The organism is candidate division KSB1 bacterium, from assembly GCA_022566355.1.
Lineage (GTDB): Bacteria > Zhuqueibacterota > JdFR-76 > JdFR-76 > DREG01 > JADFJB01.
In genome coordinates, this window is sequence record JADFJB010000030.1 from 15121 (window position 1) to 38487 (window position 23367).

General features: G+C 39.8%; 14 protein-coding genes. 3 read left to right on the top strand and 11 right to left on the bottom strand.

Going from position 1 to position 23367, the window contains the following annotated elements; genetic code table 11:
- Positions 1-91 precede the first annotated feature (91 nt).
- The 6 genes from arfB to IIC38_07395 form a co-directional block, all read right to left on the bottom strand.
- Positions 92-517 carry an aminoacyl-tRNA hydrolase gene (arfB, locus tag IIC38_07370; protein ID MCH8125764.1) on the bottom strand — a complete coding sequence of 142 codons (426 nt, stop codon included), beginning with the start codon at positions 515-517 and terminating at the stop codon, positions 92-94.
- A 172-nt stretch (positions 518-689) separates the two neighbouring features.
- Entirely contained in the window at positions 690-3101 is a 2412-nt protein-coding gene (locus tag IIC38_07375; GenBank protein ID MCH8125765.1) for an ABC transporter permease, read from the bottom strand.
- A 195-nt stretch (positions 3102-3296) separates the two neighbouring features.
- Positions 3297-5729, bottom strand: a complete 2433-nt coding sequence (locus IIC38_07380) for an ABC transporter permease (protein ID MCH8125766.1) — start codon at positions 5727-5729, stop codon at positions 3297-3299.
- A gap of 119 nt (positions 5730-5848) precedes the next feature.
- On the bottom strand, positions 5849-6841 hold the full coding sequence (locus IIC38_07385) for a YhdH/YhfP family quinone oxidoreductase (GenBank protein ID MCH8125767.1): 993 nt from the start codon (positions 6839-6841) through the stop codon (positions 5849-5851).
- A 242-nt stretch (positions 6842-7083) separates the two neighbouring features.
- On the bottom strand, positions 7084-8148 hold the full coding sequence (locus tag IIC38_07390) for a saccharopine dehydrogenase NADP-binding domain-containing protein (GenBank protein MCH8125768.1): 1065 nt from the start codon (positions 8146-8148) through the stop codon (positions 7084-7086).
- Between the two features lie 79 nt (positions 8149-8227).
- Positions 8228-8917 carry an arylesterase gene (locus tag IIC38_07395; protein MCH8125769.1) on the bottom strand — a complete coding sequence of 230 codons (690 nt, stop codon included), beginning with the start codon at positions 8915-8917 and terminating at the stop codon, positions 8228-8230.
- 116 nt (positions 8918-9033) lie between these two features.
- On the opposite strand from IIC38_07395, the gene IIC38_07400 reads away from it, so the two are divergent.
- Positions 9034-9735: an ABC transporter ATP-binding protein gene (locus IIC38_07400; GenBank protein ID MCH8125770.1), complete on the top strand. Its 702-nt coding sequence runs from the start codon at positions 9034-9036 to the stop codon at positions 9733-9735.
- Positions 9736-9800: 65 nt separating this feature from the next.
- Entirely contained in the window at positions 9801-12308 is a 2508-nt protein-coding gene (locus IIC38_07405; protein MCH8125771.1) for an ABC transporter permease, read from the top strand.
- A 799-nt stretch (positions 12309-13107) separates the two neighbouring features.
- On the opposite strand, the gene IIC38_07410 is transcribed toward IIC38_07405, so the two are convergent.
- The 5 genes from IIC38_07410 to IIC38_07430 form a co-directional block, all read right to left on the bottom strand.
- On the bottom strand, positions 13108-15924 hold the full coding sequence (locus IIC38_07410; protein MCH8125772.1) for a hypothetical protein: 2817 nt from the start codon (positions 15922-15924) through the stop codon (positions 13108-13110).
- A 382-nt stretch (positions 15925-16306) separates the two neighbouring features.
- On the bottom strand, positions 16307-17287 hold the full coding sequence (locus IIC38_07415; GenBank protein ID MCH8125773.1) for a hypothetical protein: 981 nt from the start codon (positions 17285-17287) through the stop codon (positions 16307-16309).
- A 39-nt stretch (positions 17288-17326) separates the two neighbouring features.
- Complete coding sequence (locus IIC38_07420; GenBank protein ID MCH8125774.1) at positions 17327-20482, bottom strand: CHAT domain-containing protein; 3156 nt, start codon at positions 20480-20482, stop codon at positions 17327-17329.
- A 186-nt stretch (positions 20483-20668) separates the two neighbouring features.
- On the bottom strand, positions 20669-20899 hold the full coding sequence (locus IIC38_07425) for a CHAT domain-containing protein (GenBank protein ID MCH8125775.1): 231 nt from the start codon (positions 20897-20899) through the stop codon (positions 20669-20671).
- Positions 20900-21820: 921 nt separating this feature from the next.
- Positions 21821-22900, bottom strand: coding sequence for a galactokinase (locus tag IIC38_07430; protein MCH8125776.1), 1080 nt, complete (start codon positions 22898-22900; stop codon positions 21821-21823).
- A 270-nt stretch (positions 22901-23170) separates the two neighbouring features.
- Between IIC38_07430 and IIC38_07435 the strand changes: the two genes are divergently transcribed.
- The coding region (locus tag IIC38_07435) for a transposase (GenBank protein ID MCH8125777.1) at positions 23171-23367 on the top strand (197 nt) is incomplete at its 3' end.

Here is a 23367-nt window from a genome sequence, read left to right on the forward strand (position 1 = left end):
TCTTAATCAAAAAATAGAACTTGTAAGTTTATCGGCAAATTTGGTTTTGATCCATAGATTTTGTTAGAAGAAATGAAAGAATTAGAAGGCTTTATTCGTCCGTGGAAGAGATATTCTTTCTTAGCCTTTTGGTTTCTCCCCTTTGGCGTTTTTCTTGCAATCTACGCCATTTTGATACGAGTGTCGGTTTGGTTTTCTTTCTCACTTTAGGAATTTCACTCGCCTTTTGAATCAGGTTTTTCAAACGATTTATGGCATCTCGACGATTTTTATCCTGGCTACGATATCTTCGTGCATCAATAATCAGGATTCCGCCGGTTGTCATTCTTTTACCGGCTAGCCGAATTAATCTTTCGCGAACCTCATCCGGTAATGCTGCTGAATTCTTTGCATCAAAACGAAGCTGTACAGCAGTAGCAACTTTGTTGACATTTTGACCGCCCGGCCCAGACGAGCGAATGAAATCAAATTCGATCTCATTTTCAGGGATAGAAATTGTTGGAGTTATCTCAATCATAAATAAGATTAACACAAATCAGTCAAAAAGAGCACTAAATCATTTAATTTAAATATTGAATAATGATATCGGTAATTCAACCACAATATTTATTACCGCGTATTCTTTTCCCCATATAAGTTTAGTATATAAGGAGATCTATGCTAGCAAGTGAAATTCCCAGTATGGTTACTCATTCATATTTAAGCGCATTTACTGGATTCGTTAGAGCAGCCTTGATTGATTGATAACTAATCGTCAGCCATGCGACTAAACAAACAATGCCGCCAGCTAAGATAAATGTAGGCAGTTTAATTCCACTTGTGTAAGCAAAATTTTCCAACCATTTGGTCATCACAAAATAAGATATGGGTGCAGCGATAAAAAATGATATTGCGATGAGCTTGGTAAATTCTTTTGAAAGCAGGATGACAATATTGGATACGGACGCGCCAAGGGCTTTTCGAATTCCAATTTCTTTGGTACGCTGCTCGGCTGAGAATGAAGTCAGTCCGAACAATCCAAGACAGGCGACGAATATGCCAAGGATCGTGAATATTGTGAATATTTTTCCAACACGCTGATCGGTTTTATATAACTGGTCGAAATCATTATCAAGAAAAGTGTATTCAAAAGGCTGGTTAGGAGCAAGCACAGCCCATTTCTGCTCGATATCTGCAATTGTACCAGGAATGTCATCGCTGTTAATTTTAGCAACTACAAACCTTGGTCCTGAAGCTAAGCGAAGAATAGCTGGTTTAATAACTTCGTGCAGCGATTCAAAATGAAAATCTTTCATGACGCCAATCACTTCACCAACAGATGCGCCTTCCGGATCTGGTTCAATTATTGATTTTCCTATTGCTTCTGTCCAGCCAAATTTCTTCACTGCAGCTTCATTGATAATATAAGCTGAAGAATCTGTAGGAAAGTCTTTAGAAAAACTACGGCCGGCAACCATTTCGATGCTTAATGTTTCTATAAAATCAAAACCTACCGAAAATGTGCTAAGTAGGTAAGCTTCAGATTGTGGGACATCTGGCAATTGAAACGCATTTGTGTCAGGTAGTTTCCCTGGTAAATGATAAGTTGCTGTCGTTACATTGATATTCGGCAGCTGCTTCAATTGGTTTTCAAATATATCCAGTTGATTGCCTAAAGCTGATGCCCTGTGAATCACAACAACCTGATCTTTTTCAAATCCCAAATTTTTATTCCTCATATAATCTAACTGGTCACCTACAACCAACGTACTGATAATTAATCCGACAGAGATTATGAATTGGAATACTACAAGTCCACTCCGTAACGAAGAACTTTTCATTCCGGTGGTCAATTTTCCTCTTAATACGTTTATGGGTTTAAAAGATGCCAGAAAAAATGCAGGGTAACTGCCAGCCACAACACCTACAAATAATGTAATGATTAAAATTCCTAATGAAAGATAGGTGTCACCCAAATAACTCATTTCGATTTCTTTAGCTGCCAGGTTATTAAATCCGGGCAAAAATAACTTCACCAGAAAAATCCCGATGATCATTGCCATCGCACTCAACAAAATCGATTCTACCAAAAACTGTGCGATCAATTGCGTTTGATTTGAACCTACAACTTTACGCAGACCGACTTCTTTTGCACGATTAGCAGAGCGCGCTGTGGCCAGATTCATAAAGTTAATACAAGCGAGAATCAGAATAAAAAATGCGATTAAAGCGAATATTGTCACGTAATCCGCATTCCCGGTTGGTTCAAATTCTCCGGTCAAGTGAGAATATAAATGAATATCTTTTACAGGTTGAAGGGAGTAATTGTATTCTCCACCCTGTTCTAGAAAATCATCAAAACTTACTCCCATGGCTTGTTCAATTTGCGGTGCCACATATTTTCGAATCAATTCTGGAAATTTGTTATTCAGCTGTTCTGCTGAAGCATTTTCTTGCAGTACAATATAGGTATGCAAACTATTTTGGATCCAAATCGTACTGTTATGGTCATCCAGCGAAACAAATGATGCCAGGAAGTCAAAATGAAAATGAGAATTAGACGGAATATTTTCTGACACGCCGGTGACCTTATAATCCGTCGTGTTATTGAATGTTAGTGTCTTCCCTATCGGATCCTCATCACCGAAATATTTCAAAGCCGTTGCTTCCGGAATCACTACTGAATTTGGAGCTGTAAGTGCTGTTTTGGCATTCCCCCTAAGTAACGGAAGAGTAAATACGTCAAAATAAGTTGAGTCAGCATAAAATACTCGATTTTCATTAAAATATTTATCGCCACGACTTACGAGAACAGTTCTAGACATCTGTCTTAAGCGTAAAGCAAATTCGACTTCAGGATATTCATTGATTAGGGCAGCAGCCATAGGTCTGCAGGTACTGGTTACATTGATATCGCTACCTGCTAAACGACCGTGTAAAGTTACACGATATATTCGATCTATATTTTTATGGTAGCGATCGTAACTAAGCTCATCTTTTACATATAAAAGAATAAGTAAACAACAGGCCATACCAATCGCAAGACCTGCGACATTAATCAACGAATAGACTTTGTGTTTTAGTAAATTTCGCAATGCAATTTTTATATAATTTTTGATCACTTATTTACCATTCGATTTATATTTTCTTTTCATTTGAATTATTCTATACGACAGCTTTGTGGTTGAAATGTTGCTTGAAAATAGCTTTTAAAAAACCGATTGTTTCCAGACTGTTTATAATCCGTAATTCTATATTAATCTTAAAAAAACAAACTTCAATTTGATAGAAAGTTTGTTTCTAGTTTTAGCAAATAATTATTCATACTTCAATGCCTCAACTGGATTTGCCAGCGCAGCTTTAAAGGATTGGTAACTTACAGTCAAGAGCGCAATGACAAGAGAAATCAATCCGGATAAAATAAAAGTATCAATGCCAATATTGGTTTGATAGGCAAAATTATCCAACCATTTGCGCATGATTAGAAATGCCAGCGGCCAGGCGATCACATTCGCAACGAGTATTAATTTGACAAATTCGAGAGACAACAGCCCGACTATGCTTCCGATGGACGCTCCCATAACCCTGCGTATGCCAATTTCTTTGGTGCGTTGTTCGGCGGTAAATGCAGCTAATCCTAACAAACCAAGACAGGCTATCAATATAGCCAGGGTGGAAAAAGCAATAAATACTTTACCGCGCTGGATTTCCGAACGGTACAATTCATCAAAATCTTCATCTAAAAAAGAGTACTCAAAGGGATGATTTGGATAAACTTTGTGCCATTTTTCTTCAATGAAAATTAAGGTAGAGGCAATATTTTCAGGATTGATTCGAATAATAAGATTGATAAAAGGATCGGGACTTGGCGCTAGATGAATAAGTAACGGTTCGATTCTCTGATGCAGGGAACGAACATGAAAATCTTTTACAACACCAATGACTCTTCCTTTTTTAAAATTACCCATTTGAATTCGTTTATCAAGCGGAGAATCGCTCCAACCGAGTTGTTGAACTGCCGTTTCGTTAATGATGAATGCCTCCATCGTATCGGTTGCAAATGAAATCGAAAAATCCCTTCCTTGGACTATTTCTATCCCGAGCGTTTTGATAAAATCATGTTCGATAATAAGTTGCTCGATGGAAATATTGTCACCTGCCGGAATACCTTCTGGATGAATCAGGTTAATGCTAATTAATCCTCCAGGTACGCTGTTTGAAGCCGAGACAAACGAAACATTGGAATTTTGAAATAATTCACTTTTATAGGCCATATAATTAAAACGAGTTGGCGGATCAACCATTGGGATTACAATGACCTGCTCTTTATCAAATCCTAAACGTTTATCCTGAATATATTCTAATTGACTATATACAATGCCAGTGCCGATGATAAACAGTATTGATAGTGTAAACTGGACAACCACTAGAAATTGTCTAAGACGACTATTGGAAGCGCCGGCTTTTAGGGATCCCTTAAGCACCGTTGCCGGCCGAAAAGCCGACAAAAAGAAAGCAGGATAGCTGCCAGCAACAACACCGACCAGTAATACAAGCCCGGTTAATCCCAAAATAAATAAAAAAGAAAAACTGAGATGTAACTCTTTCATAGCTATTGTGTTAAAAATCGGCAACAGAAGGTACAATAATCCAATAGCCAGTACTAATGATAGAAACGAAAGGAAAATGCACTCGCCTAAAAATTGTATAATGATTTGCTTTCGATCGGAGCCGACAACTTTTCTCAGGCCTACTTCCTTGGCTCGATTAGCAGAACGGGCAGTTGCGAGGTTCATAAAATTGACGCAAGCGATCAACAAGATAAAAAGTGAGATTGCTGAAAAAATATAGACGTAGCTAATATCGCTGTTCGCTGCAATTTCAGCGTCGAGATTAGAGCGTAAATGGATTTCCTCCAATGGTTGTAGATACGGCTGTAATTTGATGCCAAGGTTTTTAATGATATCGCCTAAATACTTATTTAAAAAACCGGGCATCATTGCTTCAAATTCAGAAACAGTATAATTCTCATCTAATTGCAGGTAAGTATAAACATCAATATTCAAAGCAAAATTACTCATATCCGAGAGATTACCGCCATAAATAAAAGCGCCCTGCTTGTTTGCCGGGCCTTCGAGTGTCGCAAAAGAGCCGAGGAAATCAAATTTTATGTGTGAGTTTCGCGGTGTATTTTTTACAATACCTGTGATAGTGAAATCATACACCAAATCAGCCGAGATTACTTTACCGACGGGATCATTATTTCCAAAATATTTCTTGGCCATTGCTTCGCTGATAACCACAGTATTTGGAGCTGTCAAAGCTGTAGCAGGATTGCCATGGATCAGTTCAAAATCAAACACTTCAAATACAGATGCATCGGCAAAATAAAATCCTTTTTCATAAAATTTCTTGCCCTCATAAGTTATAAGCCATCTGCTCAAAGGTGTTTTAAATCGCACAGCATTCAAAACACCCGGATAGTCTTTTACTAAAACCGGTCCCCAGGGTGATCCTGAACGGGCTGTATTGATTTTTTGGCTGGTATTCGAAGCGTACCCTTCAAGGGCTAACCGATAAATATTATCCGAATTTGTATGATATTTATCATAGCTAAACTCATCCTGAACATAAAGAAAAATCAATAAACAGCATGCCATTCCAATAGCCAAACCAAAAATATTGATGAAAGAATAACTTTTGTGCCGCTGTAGATTTCGAATTGCGATCAGTATATAATTCTTAAACATTAGCACTCCAACAATAAATAATTATGATCGATGAAACAAAAATGAAGATACGGAAGAAAATGGCGAATGGTAACAAATTATCATTCGCTGGGAGATCAATAAAAAAGTGGCGTATCAAATCAAAGCTGGTGTTTTACAACGATTCTGCCACGAACCTTTCCTTTCAGGATCAGATCGATCTGATCGTCCAATTGTTCTAACGTGCATTCCTGGACTATTTCATCAAACGAATTAATTTTCCAATCTCCAGCCAGGTGGTCCCAAATTTTCAGCCGGCTTTCCATCGGGCACCAGGCTGAATCGATGCCAAGAAGCTTAACACCACGCAGTATAAATGGAAATACCGTAGTATTTAACTCATGCGAAGCCACTAACCCACAAACTGCAACTGCCCCGCGATGTTTGGTAGCTTTTAGCGCAGATGCCAGGTAATTGCCGCCGACTGTATCTACCACACCGGCCCAGCGAGATTTTAACAATGGGTCCTTACTTTTATCCAATATTTCATCGCGGTGAATTAACTGTTTTGCGCCCAATTGTTCGAGAAATCCTTTTTGATCGAGTTTTCCCGTCGCCGCTACAACATTGTAACCTGATTTTGAGAGTATCGCAACAGCCAGGCAACCTACACCGCCCGTTGCCCCGGTTACCAATATCTCGCCATTTTCAGGGACAATATCCACCTTCTCAAAATTGAACAAGCATTGGCCCGCTGTAAATCCGGCTGTCCCATAACTCATACACTCTTTTAAAGACAGTTTGTTGGGTTTTTTTACGACCCAATCAACGGGTACTCGAATATATTCTCCGTATCCACCATCCGTATTGCTGCCTAATTCATAACCCGTAACGATTACTTCATCACCAATTCGGAACTTCTGTCCATCACCTTCTGTTACGATTCCAGCGGCGTCGACACCGGGTGTATGAGGATATTTTTTTGTAACCCCTTTATTGCCAATGGCAGAAAGAGCATCTTTATAGTTCAGTGAAGAATATTTAACTTGAATCAAAACCTCCCCGGGAGGAAGATCATGGATATCTTTTTCTTCAATTCCACGCAAAAATTGATGATCTGATGTTTCTCTGACGACGAGAGCTTTAAACTTCATAAAGTACTTTATTTGTGGTTATAAGAGACTTTGAAAAATTAATAGAATGACCATTTCTATAAAACAAAGCAAGGAGAAATCTTGTCTCAAATCATGTCATATTTAGAACTGGATCATTAAGATTTCTCGTCGTAAACTCCTCGAAATGACATTCAGCAAGAAAGTTAACTATATGAAATTACAATAAGATCTGATTTATAAGTTTTAAAGTTTTTTTAGTTTCACGTCTGCCGTCTTACGTTTCACGTTTCTACATCTTCCCATACCACCCCGGCATATTCCAGAATAAAGTCGGAGCCAAATACAAGAGACGGCGTTTGAAATCCTGGCTTAACCTGACCCTCGAAGATTCTTCGTACTGCGGACAAGGCGGTCATTGCTGTTAAGGTATAAGCTTCAGGAGTTTCCAGCCTGGAAATGATCGTATTCCCCTCTTCATCTTCTACCTGACCCCAGATAAACGAACGACCATTTTTACGAAATTCATCAGTTGGCCCGGGAGGGCCTGATTCGATTCGTCTCTTCATTAAATATTGAAGTGGTGCAGCGCTCAACAACCATCCTAAAAGCCGGGTTGCTTTCATACCACGATGAACCGAATTAGAAACTGCCGCGTAGACTTCAATATTTGGAATTCCGGTTGTATAATAAGCTGTTGACACATCCCCCCATGGTATGGTCACTGTTAATTGCGGCCCTTGTCCAAAATCGATCATCTTGCTTTTCCAGGCTGCCGGGACTTTGGTCAAAATGCCATCTTTTCTAATCAAGCCACCTTGGTTTATGTTCTCTACCATGGTAGTGGCAGTACCTCGCGAAAGATGAAGCCCACCCGAGTTATATAGAGCCATGGTCAAGCGATTGGCTTCAGGTAAGGAATTTTTGAGATATGAAGCCATACAATCCGTTGGTACCACATCAAAACCAACTCCTGGGAGTAACATCACACCAGTTTCTTTTGCCTCTTCGTCCCGGGCAGCTATTGCCTCAAAAACTGCCGCTTCTCCTGTTATATCAATGTAATGAGTTTTGGTTTGGATACATGCATCAACCATCTGTTTAGAGGTATGAGCAAAAGGACCGGCACAATGAAGTACGACATCTACATATTCAAGGGCTTGATGCAATGCCTCGGTCATTTCTAATGAAAATGCATTATGCTCAAAACCAAATCCTCTGGCTTGAATAGAAATTTTTTCTATGCTTCTGCCTGCCAATACCGGGTCTAATCCCTGCTCTGCAGCTAATTGTACAATTAAATTTCCGGTATATCCGTTTGATCCATAAATAAGAAAGTTTTCAGGCATTATTCCTCTATATTGATTTTTGCTTAATTATAAGAAAAACAATAAATTATTATTAAATAATTGTATATTTATCTAATTTTTATTTCTTATTTTTAGCATCGACCTGATCTGGTTTCAATCCGTTTAATTCAACCAAAATAGGTTTGAGTTCTTTCCATACATTTTCCGCTACGATCTTATGCCCTTCTATCGTTGGATGAATGCGATCCGGAAGATTCAATTCAGTAATCCCCCCCACATCTTTTAATAAAAAAGGGATTAATTCGGCTTTATTATTTTTCGCTAACTCAGTAAAAAGTGCTTGAAATTTATGGCTATATCGCTCACCCATATTCGGTGGCACCTTCATGCCAGCAATTAAAACTCTTGCCATAGGGTATTTTATTTTGGTTTTGTCGATAATTGCCTGCAAATTTTTCCTGGTTTCATCAAGAGAAATACCTCTGAGCCCATCGTTTCCTCCAAGTTCAAGCACTAATACATCGATGGATTGGCGAAATAGCCATTGGATCCTGCGCAATCCACCGGCCGATGTGTCACCGCTTAATCCGGCATTAACCACTTTGAATTTCCATCCAAGTGTATCAATTTTCTGTTGAATCAAAGAGGGAAAGGCCTGGGAGGGTTCCAATCCGTAGCCAGCCGACAGACTATTACCTAAAAACAAAATTGTTTTACGCTGGGCATCACATTCATCGCATAAGATTACCGAACATCCAAAAATGAAAATGCTAACTGCTATTATTTTTTTTACTTTCCTAAACACCAGGTTTTAATCCTTTGTTTGCAACTATTAATAACAATTAACGTTATTTATTGCAAAATAATTTTTTATATTTACATTTAACTCATAAAATCCTTTAGAATAATTATTTCAAATACCTTATGGATATGATTCTACAAGTTCAAAACTTAACCAAATCATATCAAAGTGGAGAACGTACTTTAACGGTTTTAAATGATATTTCGTTGGAGATTTCGGCTGGATCAACAACTGCGATTGTCGGACCTTCCGGAAGCGGGAAAACCACTTTGATCGGACTTTGTGCAGGTTTAGACCAGCCTACTTCCGGTTCAATAAAACTACATGGAGTTTTATTAGAGGAACTTAGCGAAGATGAACGTGCAAAAATGCGCAATCAATTTGTCGGTTTCATTTTTCAAAATTTTCAATTGATCCCAACTCTTTCTGCCATCGAAAATGTTATGGTTCCTCTCGAATTGCGAGGGGAGAACCATGTATATGACCAGGCTGCGGATTTATTGAACCAAGTTGAACTGGGAGATCGATTGAATCATTACCCGGTTCAATTATCGGGCGGAGAGCAGCAAAGAGTGGCTATTGCCAGAGCGTTTATTAACCGTCCAAAGATTCTTTTTGCAGATGAACCAACCGGAAATCTGGATACCGAAACCAGCGAAAATATTTCAAATTTAATGTTCCACCTTAACCAGGAAATTGGCACTACCTTAGTATTGGTTACTCATAACCTGGAGCTGGCGAAAAGAGCGCAACGAAACATTCATTTGAAAGGTGGCTCCCTGGCTTCGGATGAGATAATTCAGGAGCAGACAACTCATTTTTAGTTTTAACAAACCGATTTTCTTTTGAGTTTATGAATTCTCCAAATAACAAATACTGGATATGGAAAATGGCCTGGCGGGACAGTCGGACCCACCGCAAGCGCCTATTTTTGTTTATGTCTTCGATCATCCTTGGAATTGCCGCACTTGTTGCCATCACTTCCCTCAGTAAAAATGTAGAGCAGGCTGTCAATGACCAATCAAAAGATCTGCTTGGGGCGGATTTGCTTATCAATAGCCAACATGCATTTACAGAACAGGAAATTCAGCTTTTGGATTCTCTCGGTGGTGATCAATCTAAAATCACCAGTTTCACTTCCATGATCTATTTTCCCAAGAATGGTGGCACGCGGTTAGTCAGGGTCCGATCACTTAAGGGTGATTTCCCTTATTATGGCAGCTTCGAGACGGTTCCTCCGGAAGCAGCCACTAATTTTAGATATAGCACAAGCGCCTTACTGGAAGAAGCCTTAATGCTGCAATTTGACATAACAGTCGGTGATTCCGTGCAGATTGGTGCATTTACATTTCAGGTTGCAGGTGCATTAATTAAAATTCCCGGGGAGGCTGCCTTAAACTCAATTTTTGCCCCGCGTGTTTATATTCCAATGGAATATCTGGAAAAAACCCGGCTTATTCAGCCAGGCAGTTTAGCTTACTATCAAATATTCTTTAAATTTGCGAATGAAACAGACATCGAACAATTAATCGACACAATTCAACCTCAACTCACCAAATACAGGTTAAGAAGCGAAACCGTAGAATCCCGCAAAGAAAATCTTGGCCAGGCATTTAAAAACTTTTACCAATTCCTTAATTTAATCGGTTTTATAGCTTTGTTATTGGGCTGTATCGGGGTTGTAAGTGCAGTTAACGTTTATATCAGACAAAAGTTGGATACTATCGCTATTCTCCGCTGCCTGGGTGCAAGTACAAAGCAGTCTTTCTTAATTTACTTAATTCAAGCCGGCTCAATGGGATTAGTAGGTGCAATGATCGGCACATTTCTAGGCGTTTTTATTCAGACGATTTTACCAAAAATTTTCGGAAACTTAATACCTGTTGACATTGAATTTAAGATCTCTCTGGCAGCAGTTTTACAAGGAGTTACGATTGGATTCGGAATGGCAATGCTATTTGCACTCATTCCACTTATTTCCGTTCGTAAGATATCTCCTCTTCTAACCTTGCGTTCTTCATTTGAAGAAACAAACCCTGTGCGAAAAGATTGGCTGCGTTTTTGGATCTATGCAACGATTGCGATTGCAATCACTGCTTTTAGTATTTTAAATACAAAAGAATTCTACGTTGGCGTTGGCTTTGCAGTCGCTTTATTTGTTGCATTTGGATTACTGGTTGGATTATCGAAACTTGTTATGAAACTCACTCGGAAATATTTTCCAAAATCCTGGCGTTATGTTTGGCGCCAAAGTTTTGCCAATTTATATCGACCCAATAACCAAACATTAACAATGATTTTGTCATTAGGGCTTGGAACTTTTTTAATTTCCACCCTTTTCCTTATCCATGATACCCTTATAAATGAAGTCGAATTAACCAGTTCCGGCAATAAACCCAATATGGTGTTGTGGGATATCCAGACCGACCAAATTAAAGATCTTGAAGATCTGGTACGATCAAATGGGTTGACCATTGTAGAGATTACTCCGATAGTGACTATGCGAATTGCAGAAGTAAAGGGCAGGACCTACGAAGAGATTCGCAACGATTCGACTTCGACAATTTCGAAATGGGCATTACGACGTGAATTCCGTTCCACCTACCGAGATCGCCTTACTGATGCCGAGACTTTATTAGAGGGTCAATTTCGTGGAATCGTTGAGGATCCTTCTGATACTATCTTTGTTTCTTTGGAAGCGGATATTGCAGAGGATCTGGAAGTAAACCTGGGAGATGAAATTGTTTTCGATGTGCAGGGAGTGCCAATTCGGACAGTTGTCGGCAGTGTTAGAAAAGTGGATTGGCGTCGCATTCGAACAAATTTTTTCATTATATTTCCTACCGGTGTCCTCGAAGATGCTCCACAAATTCATGCACTGGTAACTCGTGTGGAAGATCCTCAGAAATCAGCTGATTTCCAGCGAGCTCTTGTGCAAGCCTTTCCCAATATTTCCGTTATCGATCTTGCCTTGATTTTATCTACACTGGATTCCGTTTTAAGCAAGATTGGTTTTGTGATCCGGTTTATGGCTTCATTCAGTATTTTTACGGGATTAACCGTTCTTCTTGGGGCCGTCAGTACAGGCCGCTATCAACGAATTCAAGAAAGTGTTTTACTCCGTACCTTGGGTGCCAGCAAATCGCAGATCATCAAAATTACAGTGCTGGAGTATTTCTACCTGGGCTCGTTGGCTGTTATTACAGGACTACTATTATCTTTGGCAGGGAGCTGGGCATTGACCAAGTTTGTATTCAATGCGCCATTTCTACCCTCTTTCTTACCGCTTATTATCATCGCAATTGTTGTGATCGGATTGACAATTTTACTGGGAATGCTAAACAGTAAGGGGGTAGTTGATCGTCCGCCGTTGGAAGTGTTGAGAGTTGAGGTGTGATTGAGTGTATTAGCACTAAGAGCCTCAAACAAGATTATCTTTCGGTGAATTGATTTAACTTTCCCGTTTAAGTATTCCAACATTCCCAACAATACGACTGATGATAGTACGGTTCATTCTAGCATTAATAACATAATTTCATAGCACGTAAAAACAGCCTATCCTTAGAGCGGGTGACGGGACTCGAACCCGTGCGTTTTACATAACGTGGGAGCCAGACACGCGGAATTTTTCCACTGAAATAGCTAAACTAAGGAAATCAAGGCTTGCCCAATCACGAAACCTTAAAAAACGCAAATGAGTAAGCGTCGCCTGCACGCAAAGTTAGGTAATCGTTTTTTCTCTGAGTTTTCGTCAAAACCGAGCACGGCTGAGTGTAAGTGCTACCAGTTCTTTACCGCAAAAGGCTCAAGCACACCTTTTGCAATGGCACTTCTTCCTATATCTCCCCGGAGCGTATGGGAGATGGATTTCCCAATTATTATATTATTTTTCATTCAAAATAATCTGCCGGAATTCTGAGGAAGTTACCACTAATCGATCGTTATTAAAGCAGTAACTAAGTATATAAAAAACATAATTACTGTAACCTATTAAAATTGTACTTATCAATATTATTAAATCTCCCCTACCCCCTCCTTAAACAAGGAGGGGAAATTCCTCCCCTTGATAAGGGGAGGTTAGAAGGGGTAATTGAGATAAACAAATGACTACAGCTTCTAGGCTCCGTTTAAAAATACGTCACTGAATTTATGAAACAGACCACTAATTAAGCCGACGGCCATTTTACTTAACTCAATCAAAGTATCTTCAATGAAATCATAAATTCCTTTGAAACGCTTTCATCCCTCTCAAAAGCAAAAGCATATCCAAGTGAGAACGTTGATCTAAAATGTGAAAACAAGACTAGTCTAAAATCTAACTGCCCACCAAGGTTAATAAGCGTTCTGCTACCCTCTTTGCGATCAAAATTTGTCCTAATACCCATCGAAAAAACTGAAATTCGTGTCCAATTAAAGTAGAGAGCTGGAAAACCAAAACGACGAAATCTAATTGGAGGCAAATTCCATTCAAGTATCACTTTGCCATAATTTTTAGCGCCAATGGCATTGAGTTCCACACCTGGAAAGCTATAATATTCTCTATAACGTTTTATGGATAAATAATCAGCCCAGTTGTTCCCAAAGCCACCAAAAAAGAAATTCGCAAAAGGATCATCTCTGTCTCCAAAAGAATAGCCAACAGAGGTTCTCACCCAGATTGAAGTATAATTAATCGGAAGCGGGATGCCATAATCGAAGTTCGTGTATATACGTGGGAAGTTCTTTTTATTAACAAAATTATTGTGGGTTATAATCTGCCATTTAAGACCCTTATCATAATCGACGGCCCCAAGAGATGACTGTTGATATTGATAATTCAACTTTAAATTGATAGACAACAACTTATCAAATGTTGCTACTACATTCTGAAAATCTGGTAACGTTTCTAAATTCCCATAACCACTTATACGAAGACTCAGATCCATAGCTTTGGGTTGATCGTATAGTAATGTTTTTTTATATTGCAGCCCTACAGAATAGCCTCTGCGACTTGTTTTAGTTGGACCAAACAAATCATAGAAATCGGCACCATTATAGGTTGCCATTAATTTCAACTGCAAGTGTTGTAAATTAATCCCTACGTGTATCCTTTCTTCTTCAGGCAGATCGGTATCAGGGGAATACGAAGTAGTAATATCAAAGCCGGATAATCCGAGTCGATCAGAGAAATCAAGGCGAATCCCAACAGCGGCAAAATCTTTGAACCCCTCAACAATTGGGTAGGCAGAAGTAAGTTCTATATTTCTTATTGTACTATAATTACCAGACGAAGTAGTAAGTGAATCGATGTTAATTAGTGCAGGCGATTTAAGCGTCCAACTTTTAACAATGGGATGATTTTTGGCTATTTCGTTTCCCAAGAATCTAATGGCGCTAACATGCTCCGGCGGCTGAATTGGCACTGCGACCGGGACAAATCCTTTTCCGGTATATCGAAATGCGATCAGTCCAACACTTGAGATAGGGACGGGCCTAAATAAACCGGTTTCGCAATTGCTCAATATTTCCATAGCGTCGGTTTCAAAGTCGTAACGATAAATATTAGAGACACCGCTGTAATAAGAGGAGCCGTAGAGGTGTTTGCCATCTTGCGAAAAAACAAAGCCGGCGGGTGAACTGTTTTCAAAATCAAAAATAACCTCATAAGGGGGTTCGTCGTTGGCGGCATCCCCATTCAGTAGTTTTTCTACATGCATTTTAATGAGTTTTTGTCTGCCACTAACTTCAACCAGGGCTGCTGTAATAGTTGAACCATCCGGCGAGATATCTATATCAAAAATATCCCTTCCATAAGGAAAGGTGTAGATTTGATTCCACTTCTTATATGGATAAGGAATGCGTACCAGTGTAGATATTCCATTAAAGTGCCGTACACCCCAAATTGATTTGTCTGCTTCATTAAATGCCAGGTCTCCCGTTCTCGCATTTTTTATGAGTCTCTTCGATTTGCGTGTTTTAATGTCCAAAGCATTCAAATCTCGCCAGCGATTATTATCGGTTGTATAGAATAAGGTACCGCTGGATCTATCGTAGGCCAATGAGGCTACATCATATATAGCAGATCCCTTTATATTACATAACTTTTCAATCGCACCAGATTCGATATCGATGGAAGCGATATGAGCAATTTGTCCTGGATAGTTTATTGCTGCGTAGATTTTCCTTTCTGCTGAATCGTAATATGCACGAGATACCGAACCCAGGGCTCTGCGCGATATTGGAAGAAAAGGAGTCGTGGGATGCAATCGAATTGAATCAAGATTTGCCTGTTGCCATTGATGTTCCCACGCGATCCATCGAGACCATTCTTCATCCAGTGAAACTCCATAGACATGCTTAAATTGCGCAGCAAAATATCTTTTACTACCAGGTTCACGGGAAACCCATTTTAATAGTTTTTCCGGTCCATATTGATTCGAAAGATAACTCATGAAACGGGTTCCATAAAGATAAGAGTTTGCACCTACCTGAAAATCAATCGTCGTTCCCTCCGATTCCAAGCCGACGACGTCATAAATGTAACTGCGGTCGCGAACCATGGTTCTGAACACCATTTCATCATATGCGCTAAGCGCACGACCCAATCCGCCGGCCATCCAGGTCTCCAGGAAAACCGCAATCCCTTCATGATACCAACGTGGAGAATACCAGCGCGGAGTAGTCAAATAACTATAAAGAATGGACATAGGGTTCTCTGCGGTAGGAGCAACCTTTCCTAAGAAAAGTGAACGAAAAAAATTGTCCGCCCCGGCAGCCTTGTCGCCGACAACAATATGAACTAACTCATGATTCATCATCCAATTCATTCTTTCATTGGAGGGCATGGTCCCAAATGCATAGCTGAAGGGTGCAATTCCAACATGAATGAGATTGTTGGGAAGAGGTTTTGCTCCGGCATTTCCATAATCACCAAAATCTTGCAGCAGGACAGTAACTTTCTCGGAAGGTGTGTAATTAAAGAGATTGCTGTGGAAGTTTAAAGCATTTTCAAAACAACGGGCTAAGTGAGGCACTATGTATTCGTGTGCTTTTGTGTAGTAGATTAGCCTTAAGTTTTTTGTTTGTAGTGAATTTAATTGAGCATAAAGTACAGACGAAGATAAAAAGAGCATTATCTGTAAAATTGCGAATAATTTGTGACTGGATAAAGTTCTTCTTGTCTCGTAATTCATAAGATTAGAATTTTGTTCTATTCTAGCAGATCAATGATGAGAAATAAATTTCACAAACCTCTATTGGGGGATATCCAAAAATCTGTGTTGACAGGGTATGTCTAATACAAATAAGGAGATACCATAGTTCTGACTATGGCATCTCCTTTATCAAGGAAATCTACTTATTCTGTATTTGCAAAGGATGCACAATACAAATTTTATTCTGGCAATAAACAAAACTCTACTTTGCTGTCAGCTCTCTCAACCCTTCTTCTGCCATCAGTGTTTGAAACTCATCGTTCTTCAACAAATTGCTCCAGGCCACCGCGTAACGGCTATCGGCCATCAGTTTCGCATAGTCTTGGTTGGCTAGCACATTACTCCATGCCACTGCATAGCGGGAATCGGCCATCAGTTCACGATATTTATCATTGGCCAGCAAATTGCTCCATGCCAATGCATACCGGCTATCCGCCATCAACTCACGAAGGTTATCATCGGCCAGCATGTTGCTCCAAGCCACCGCATAACGACTATCAGCCATTAACTTACGAAAATTGGTATCATTTAGCAGCTGGCTAAAATCCTGGTTCTCCAGCAAGTTACTCCATGCTACAGCGTAGCGGCTATCGGCCGTCAGCTCTGTAAACTTGGATTCTGCAATCTGTTGACGCAGGTTCTCATCGGATCGCAAGTCGCTCCATGCCACCGCGTAACGGCTATCTGCCATCAAATTACGAAACTTGTCGTCCGCCAGCAGATTACTCCACGCCATCGCGTAACGGCTATCGGCCATCATTTCACGAGATTTATCATTGGCCAGCAAGTCGCTCCATGCCACCGCGTACCGGCTATCTGCCATCAACTCACGAGTTTTATCATCGGCCAGGATGTTGCTCCAAGCCACCGCATAACGACTGTCAGCCATTAACTTACGGAAATCGGAATTCTTTAGCAACTCCTGAACCTTGTCACTTTGCAGCAAGTTCTGAAGCTCTGGATTTTTCAGTAGCACATCCTGATAGTTCATCTGTTCAGCCTGATATTTTTTTGCTTTTTCAACTCCACGAACGTCTCCGCGACTGGTTCCCGAAAAATACTCATCAGATGGTGTGGGGCCCTTATACGAAAAATACCCAATAAAAATGACAGCCACAACCGCAACTCCAATTAGGAGTTTCCCCTTTCCACTACTAAATAAGTTTTGTTGTTTCTTTTCCATAGTTACCTCCCTAAGGTAAGTTTAATGAATAAAATGTAATTAACGAAAAAGAGACTTCCTCTTAATGATCAAAGTCGTAGCTATTACCAATAAGGTCACAATACCGATTAACCAGGTATTAAGGGTAAGGGCAGGACGTGTAGTTAGATCCAGCGGCTGCCAATCCCCGATTAAAATAAATGGCGCCCAATAATAAGGGCTGCCTTTAGAAGCTCTGAGGTAATCGACTTTCGCCCTCCGCAAGGCATGCTTCTTGTTAAAACCCGATTTCATGTACTTATAAAAGTCCCTCATTATGATTGCGGTTGCCTTATCGTCCACATTCCACAAACTCACCACCAGACTCGGTACACCGGCAAATAGAAAAGCTCGGGAAATGCCAATAAGGCCTTCGCCTTTTCGAGGTTTGCCTAATGCCGTATTACAGGCGCTTAGAACCACCAAATCGGCGTTCAAATTCATATTAAATACTTCATAAGTTTGTAGATAGCCGTCCTCTTCCGACTTGTCATTCTGAGTTAACACGATTTTTGAATAGAGAGGCTGGTTATCATTAGGCACGAAGTGGGTCGCGAGATGTAGGATGCGATAATCCGTGGCTTTGAGCTTGAAATTTTCTTCTGTGGCTCGATTGCCAGTAAAGATATTATTGCTTAAGCCACGTAACACTCTACCAATGGCTTTGACCTCTGTTTCTGAGTCTGGTAATGAGAACAGACTTTCCCTTTTAACCCTGCCACCAGTAATGGACTCTTTCGAGGCCAAAAGTTCCCCTTGCTCTGGTTCAACCGGTTGTGGGCCAAAATCAGGATTGCCCATAGCCAGAATTCCTTTGTTGGGTTTTCTCAGTGTCTGCAAACCCGGTTCCAATAGACTTGCAGAAGAGACATAGGAAACATCAAATTTTTCCAACAAGAATTTGGCGTTCTCGTAGTCGTAAGGGCTTTCAACGCCGGTAGTATCGAACACCAACATTTCAAAAGGCAAATAGAATAGGATGTCATCTGGCACGATGATCAGTTCTTTAGTATCTTGCAGCCATTTCTCGACCGGTTTGATAAGGACTTCATACAGAGCATGGGCAGAGAAGATAGAAAAATCGGCCGGTTGTGGGGTAAAGGTTTGTTCGCGGGCTTGTTCACCGGAGTTTTGAAATCCAAAAATGGGGCTCAGATCAGCTAACATTGTCTGGAGTCCTTCTCGATCTACAGCCACTTGGGAGTAAACTAAGGTATCGATGGTAATCACAAAAACAGACATTTTTTCTGGCCCCAAAATATATTCAACGACAGCTTGGCCATCATCCAAAATTCGGTGCTGGAGGTCATCAAGCCCCAATATTTCAGGAGATGTAAGCTGATAGTACGTGCGGTGCTTATTTTTAAAATCTTCCATGATGGCGACTTTTTTTAGTTCCAAATCCGTGATTTTTTGATCTAACGAAAAAATTTTGTCTTTGTTTCTTGCAGTTTTTGAAAGTTCTTTAGAAAGTTCTGTATGTGCGGATTCATGTTGGGATGTGATTTGCTGCAACTGCGCTTTCAGTGTGTCTGAAAGCAACTCACTGAAAAGGTTTCGGCCTTGCGATAGGATGCCCAGCATCGTTTTAGCCTTATATTTTTCGGCATAAATAAATGCGTCTTTATATTTTCCACTATGGGCTAAAAGTTGAACGATAGATGGATAGGCTTCATATTTGTCCTCTAAATAATTGTTTCGTAGGGACTCTATGTCCAGGCTGTTTCTGACAGAATCATATATGGCAATAGCATTTACATAATGAGTGATGGCTCTTTGCAAGTCACCTTGTTTTTCATAGCATGAACCGAGTCCTGCCTGGGTTTCCCAAATGATTTGCACATCTTTGGTTTCAATGCCAATTTCAAGTGCTTCATACAGATAATTGACCGCCGCTGAATCATTTCCTAAATCTTGATTCAGTGTACCAAGATTTCTTAGAATATAACCCTCCAGATACTTGTCTCCAATTTCTTTGGCGATTCTTAACGCATTATTTTGATATGCTATAGCTTTATCGTAATCACTTCTTTTTTGATATACCTCAGCCATGTTGGAAAGAACAAGACTTTCTTCATACTTTAATTTGTTTTTCTTTGCACTTTCCAGGGCCTCTCGATAATATTTTAGAGCTTGCTGGGGCTTTCCCCCCTGATCTTTGTAAACATTGCCAATATTATTTAACATTTGAACTTCACTAAACTTATTGCCGGTTTTTTTTGCTAATTGTAATGCTTCTATAAAATATTTCAGGGCTTTTGGGAAATTTGCGGACATAGCATAAACAGCTGCAATGTTTTGTAAACATGTCGCCTCTCTACTTTTGGATCCGATCTCTTGCGCGTGCTTTAAAGCCTCATTGAGATGATACAAAGCTTTAAAATAATCCCCTTGAACTAAATAAGCATTGCCAATCATCATGGTTGCATACGAAATAGCTTCAATGTCGTCAATTCTATCTGCTACTTTAAGCAACTCTTCGCTAGTTGCGAGAACTTTGTCATATCTAGCCGTGCGAAAAAGACTGTAAATCATTGATTGGTATGCCAGAGTGAGCTCCGGATCAAGTTCGATTGACTTCGTAAGTATTCGTAATGCTTCATCCCATTCATACTTTCTTATATGGATATTGGCCAAACCGTAATAAGCACAGGCATTTTTCGGATCTGCTTGAATGAGTTCACCAAAGTATTGAATCGCCGAATTTAAATCCTCTTTTGTTCTGTAAACCTCTGGCAGTCCGCCAGGATACTTGTATGCGTCGGCAAATTTTGCATCAAGTTCGATAGATTTTTTAAATTTTTCTATTGCATGTTCGTAGTCTTGTCTTTTGAAGTCAATTTTGGCCAATGCATATAACGCATAAGGATTTTTGGGATTCTCTGTGAGCAAATTTTCAAAGTAGTTCTGGCCCGCTTCGAGATTATTTGTGAAGAAATAGACCTCTGCAATCTTTTTGTAAGCTTTATGGAAATCAGGATGCTCGGAGATTAGCTGTTGAAATTCAATAATAGCCTGATCATATTCATCTTCACTCATTAGTTTGAGAATATTCACATAGCGTTCATGCAACTGCTGTGGAACTTGAGGCAGGAGGTGGGAACAAAAAAAAGCAATCAGGAAGATGCAACTATTGACCGCCACAAGTTTATGTTTTGGAAATAGCATAATGCTCATGACATTTCTCCGCGCAAAGTATACGTCAGATTCTTAGTTCGAATCGCGTTAAGCTAAAATACTGCGTTACTCCCTAGTGTTAGTTTAATTAACAAAAAAAAGACATCCTCTTAATGATCAAAGTCGTTGCTAATACTAAAAAGGTCACAATACCGATTAACCAGGTATTAAGGGCAGGACGGGCAGTTAGATCCAGCGGCTGCCAATCCCTGATTTAAAATAATAATATGGGCTGCCCTTAGGAGCCTTGAGGTAATCGACTTTCGCCCTCCGCAAGGCATGTTTCTTGTTAAAACCCGCTTTCATATACTTATAAAAGTCCCTCATTATGATTGCGGTTGCCTTATCGTCCACATTCCACAAACTCACCACCAGAGTCGGTACACCGGCAAATAGAAAAGCTCGGGAAATGCCAATAAGGCCTGATCATATCATCTTCACTTTGAGAATATTCACATAGCAGCTTCATGCAACTGCTGTCGGAACTTGAGGCAGGAGGTGGGAACAAAGGGAAACAATCAGGAAGATGCAACTACTATTAACAGCTTGCCAACCAAAAAAAGGTGGCCATTTTATTCAAGCAAAACGTCCAAGTTCAGTTGCGTGAGCGTACCCAAAACCAACAACGCTGGAACAACCAAAAACCGTTATCGGAGCAATCGACTTCCGCAACGCGTGCCAGCCCACGTCAACTGCAACGCTTATTCGTTAGGCCGCCGGCCGGTTTGAATTGTCTCTTCTAGCAACTGGCACACAACTTCCGTGCTTGATTTAAGGTCACCGGACAGCACTACGCATTTATTTATTCTTGTCTCTTTTCAATTTTCGTTTTTCCTTTGGCTTAAGCTTGGCCTTTTTTTGTTGCTCCCTTCTGCCTTTATCTTTTTTTCCCTTATCACCCATATCTATTTCTCCTTACTTATTGTAATTACTTTAAGCTTATCAGCTAATAAGTTATTTTATAGAGTTTCTTGATAACATCTCAAAGTTATAAGATATTTACTGACTCGCAAGAGAAACTTAACTTCTTACACAGGAATTAACTGCATAACAACCCCACCACTTTGTCTTTGTTTTAAAACTGTCATTCCCGTCCCGCCTGGGGCGGGATTATCGGGAATCTTGTTATATCAGGCCCATAGATCCCCGATTAAAATCAGGCAGTCCGAGAACCGGTCTTGTCACTCCTGCAAGCTTTAATCAGAGTCCATTTTGTGCTTAACTAATGAAAATAGACCTCCGATTAAAGCACTCGGGGGTGACAGTTTTGGGGTTCTCGGATAACCTGAAAACATTCGAAAATAATATTTTTTGTGGTTCTCGGATGCTATCCAATCATTAAACAATTCTCGCTCCCGGGTCAACTTTAACGGAAAATCCAGCCGCTCCTACATCCCTTAACGCTTCAATCACATGATCTTCTTTTCCAGGTGCAAGTACCACGATAGTTCCGCCGCCACCCGAACCATTGATTTTAGCGCCAAGTGCGCCATTAGAAAGTACAACTTCTATCATTTTATCTATTTTTGGAACTGTAATCTTTAGCAGATCGCGAAGAATTTCGTGATGCTGGTTCATTAGCTTACCGATTTTTGCCAAGTTAATTTTCTTTTTTCGAAATTCAAATAGTGCCTGTTTGGTAAAAAAATGGTTTAAGACAGCAGCTTTGAAATATCCGGAGATAGTATCAGGTAGTTCTTTTAGATATTGCATCATAGATTCAGGTGTTATATGCGATAATTGAATTCCTGGATTTTTTCTTTTTAAGATTTCCATGGCTCCAAATACCTTTTCCTTTGTTCCGGCCAATACCTGGAGTGTCTTTTTCTCCACTTTGGAATCACCAACAATCAATCCGTCTAACTCTTTGGTTAAGAATTCAATTTTATAATTACCATATGTCTGGATATGGATAACATTTCCCTTACTTATGGTGAATTGATCCATCAGTCCTCCAGGTTCTCCGTGCTCTTTGACTTCTGCTGTAAATGCAGCACGAGCTAGCAGATCAGAATCTATTGGCACATCAGCACCAAATAATTTTAACAAAAGCTGTCCCCATGCAACCGTCAAAGCGCTGGAACTTGAGGCGCCCGCGCTTATTGGTATCTCACCACGAATTTCTATGTCGTATCCACAACTAGGAATACATCCATATCGTTTGAGCACCCGCAACATCGATCCGAAATAATCTCGCTTTTGTAGCGCATGAAAAGGCTCATGAATCCAAATTTCCCTGGACTGACAAATATCTGGCATATGGATTCTAAAAAACTCAGCATTGTTTTTCTCGGCGGTTATCCAAAGGTATTTGCTAATTGCGGCAGCAATAACCGGTAATTCCAAATAATCCTGGTGTTCACCAAAGAGACAAACTCTTCCGGGAGCTTGTGATATAACTTTTGAACTCTTAGTCACTTAGTATCACATTAGTTTAGATAAAATGAAGGATTTGAGAAATAATTTTTTGGATTCTTTACCTGATCTACTGCTGAGTTCTGTTGATATGAATAGTGGTAAAGGACGAAAAACGACGGGATAAACTTTTTCATTAATAATTAAACCTAGATAATTCATAAAAAAAGCTGTTTTCATTTACAAGGTATTGTTTTATATTTAGTTAAGCAATAACAAAAATAATAACAAAGTTCGAGAAACAGCTATGGAAGAATATATACTAAACAACTGATGCTTTTTACAGAAATTTCTAGCAAAAAGGTTGAAGTTGACTTTGACGGCGGTGAGGTCAGTTCGGATGCAGGCGTCCTTTTTCTTCGTGAAACTGAATCCGATATTGGTATTATTAATAAAGTTACCGGAGCCATTGTTGATAACCGACATCCAAGTTATGTCAAACATGAGGTTGTTGATCTTTTAACCCAACG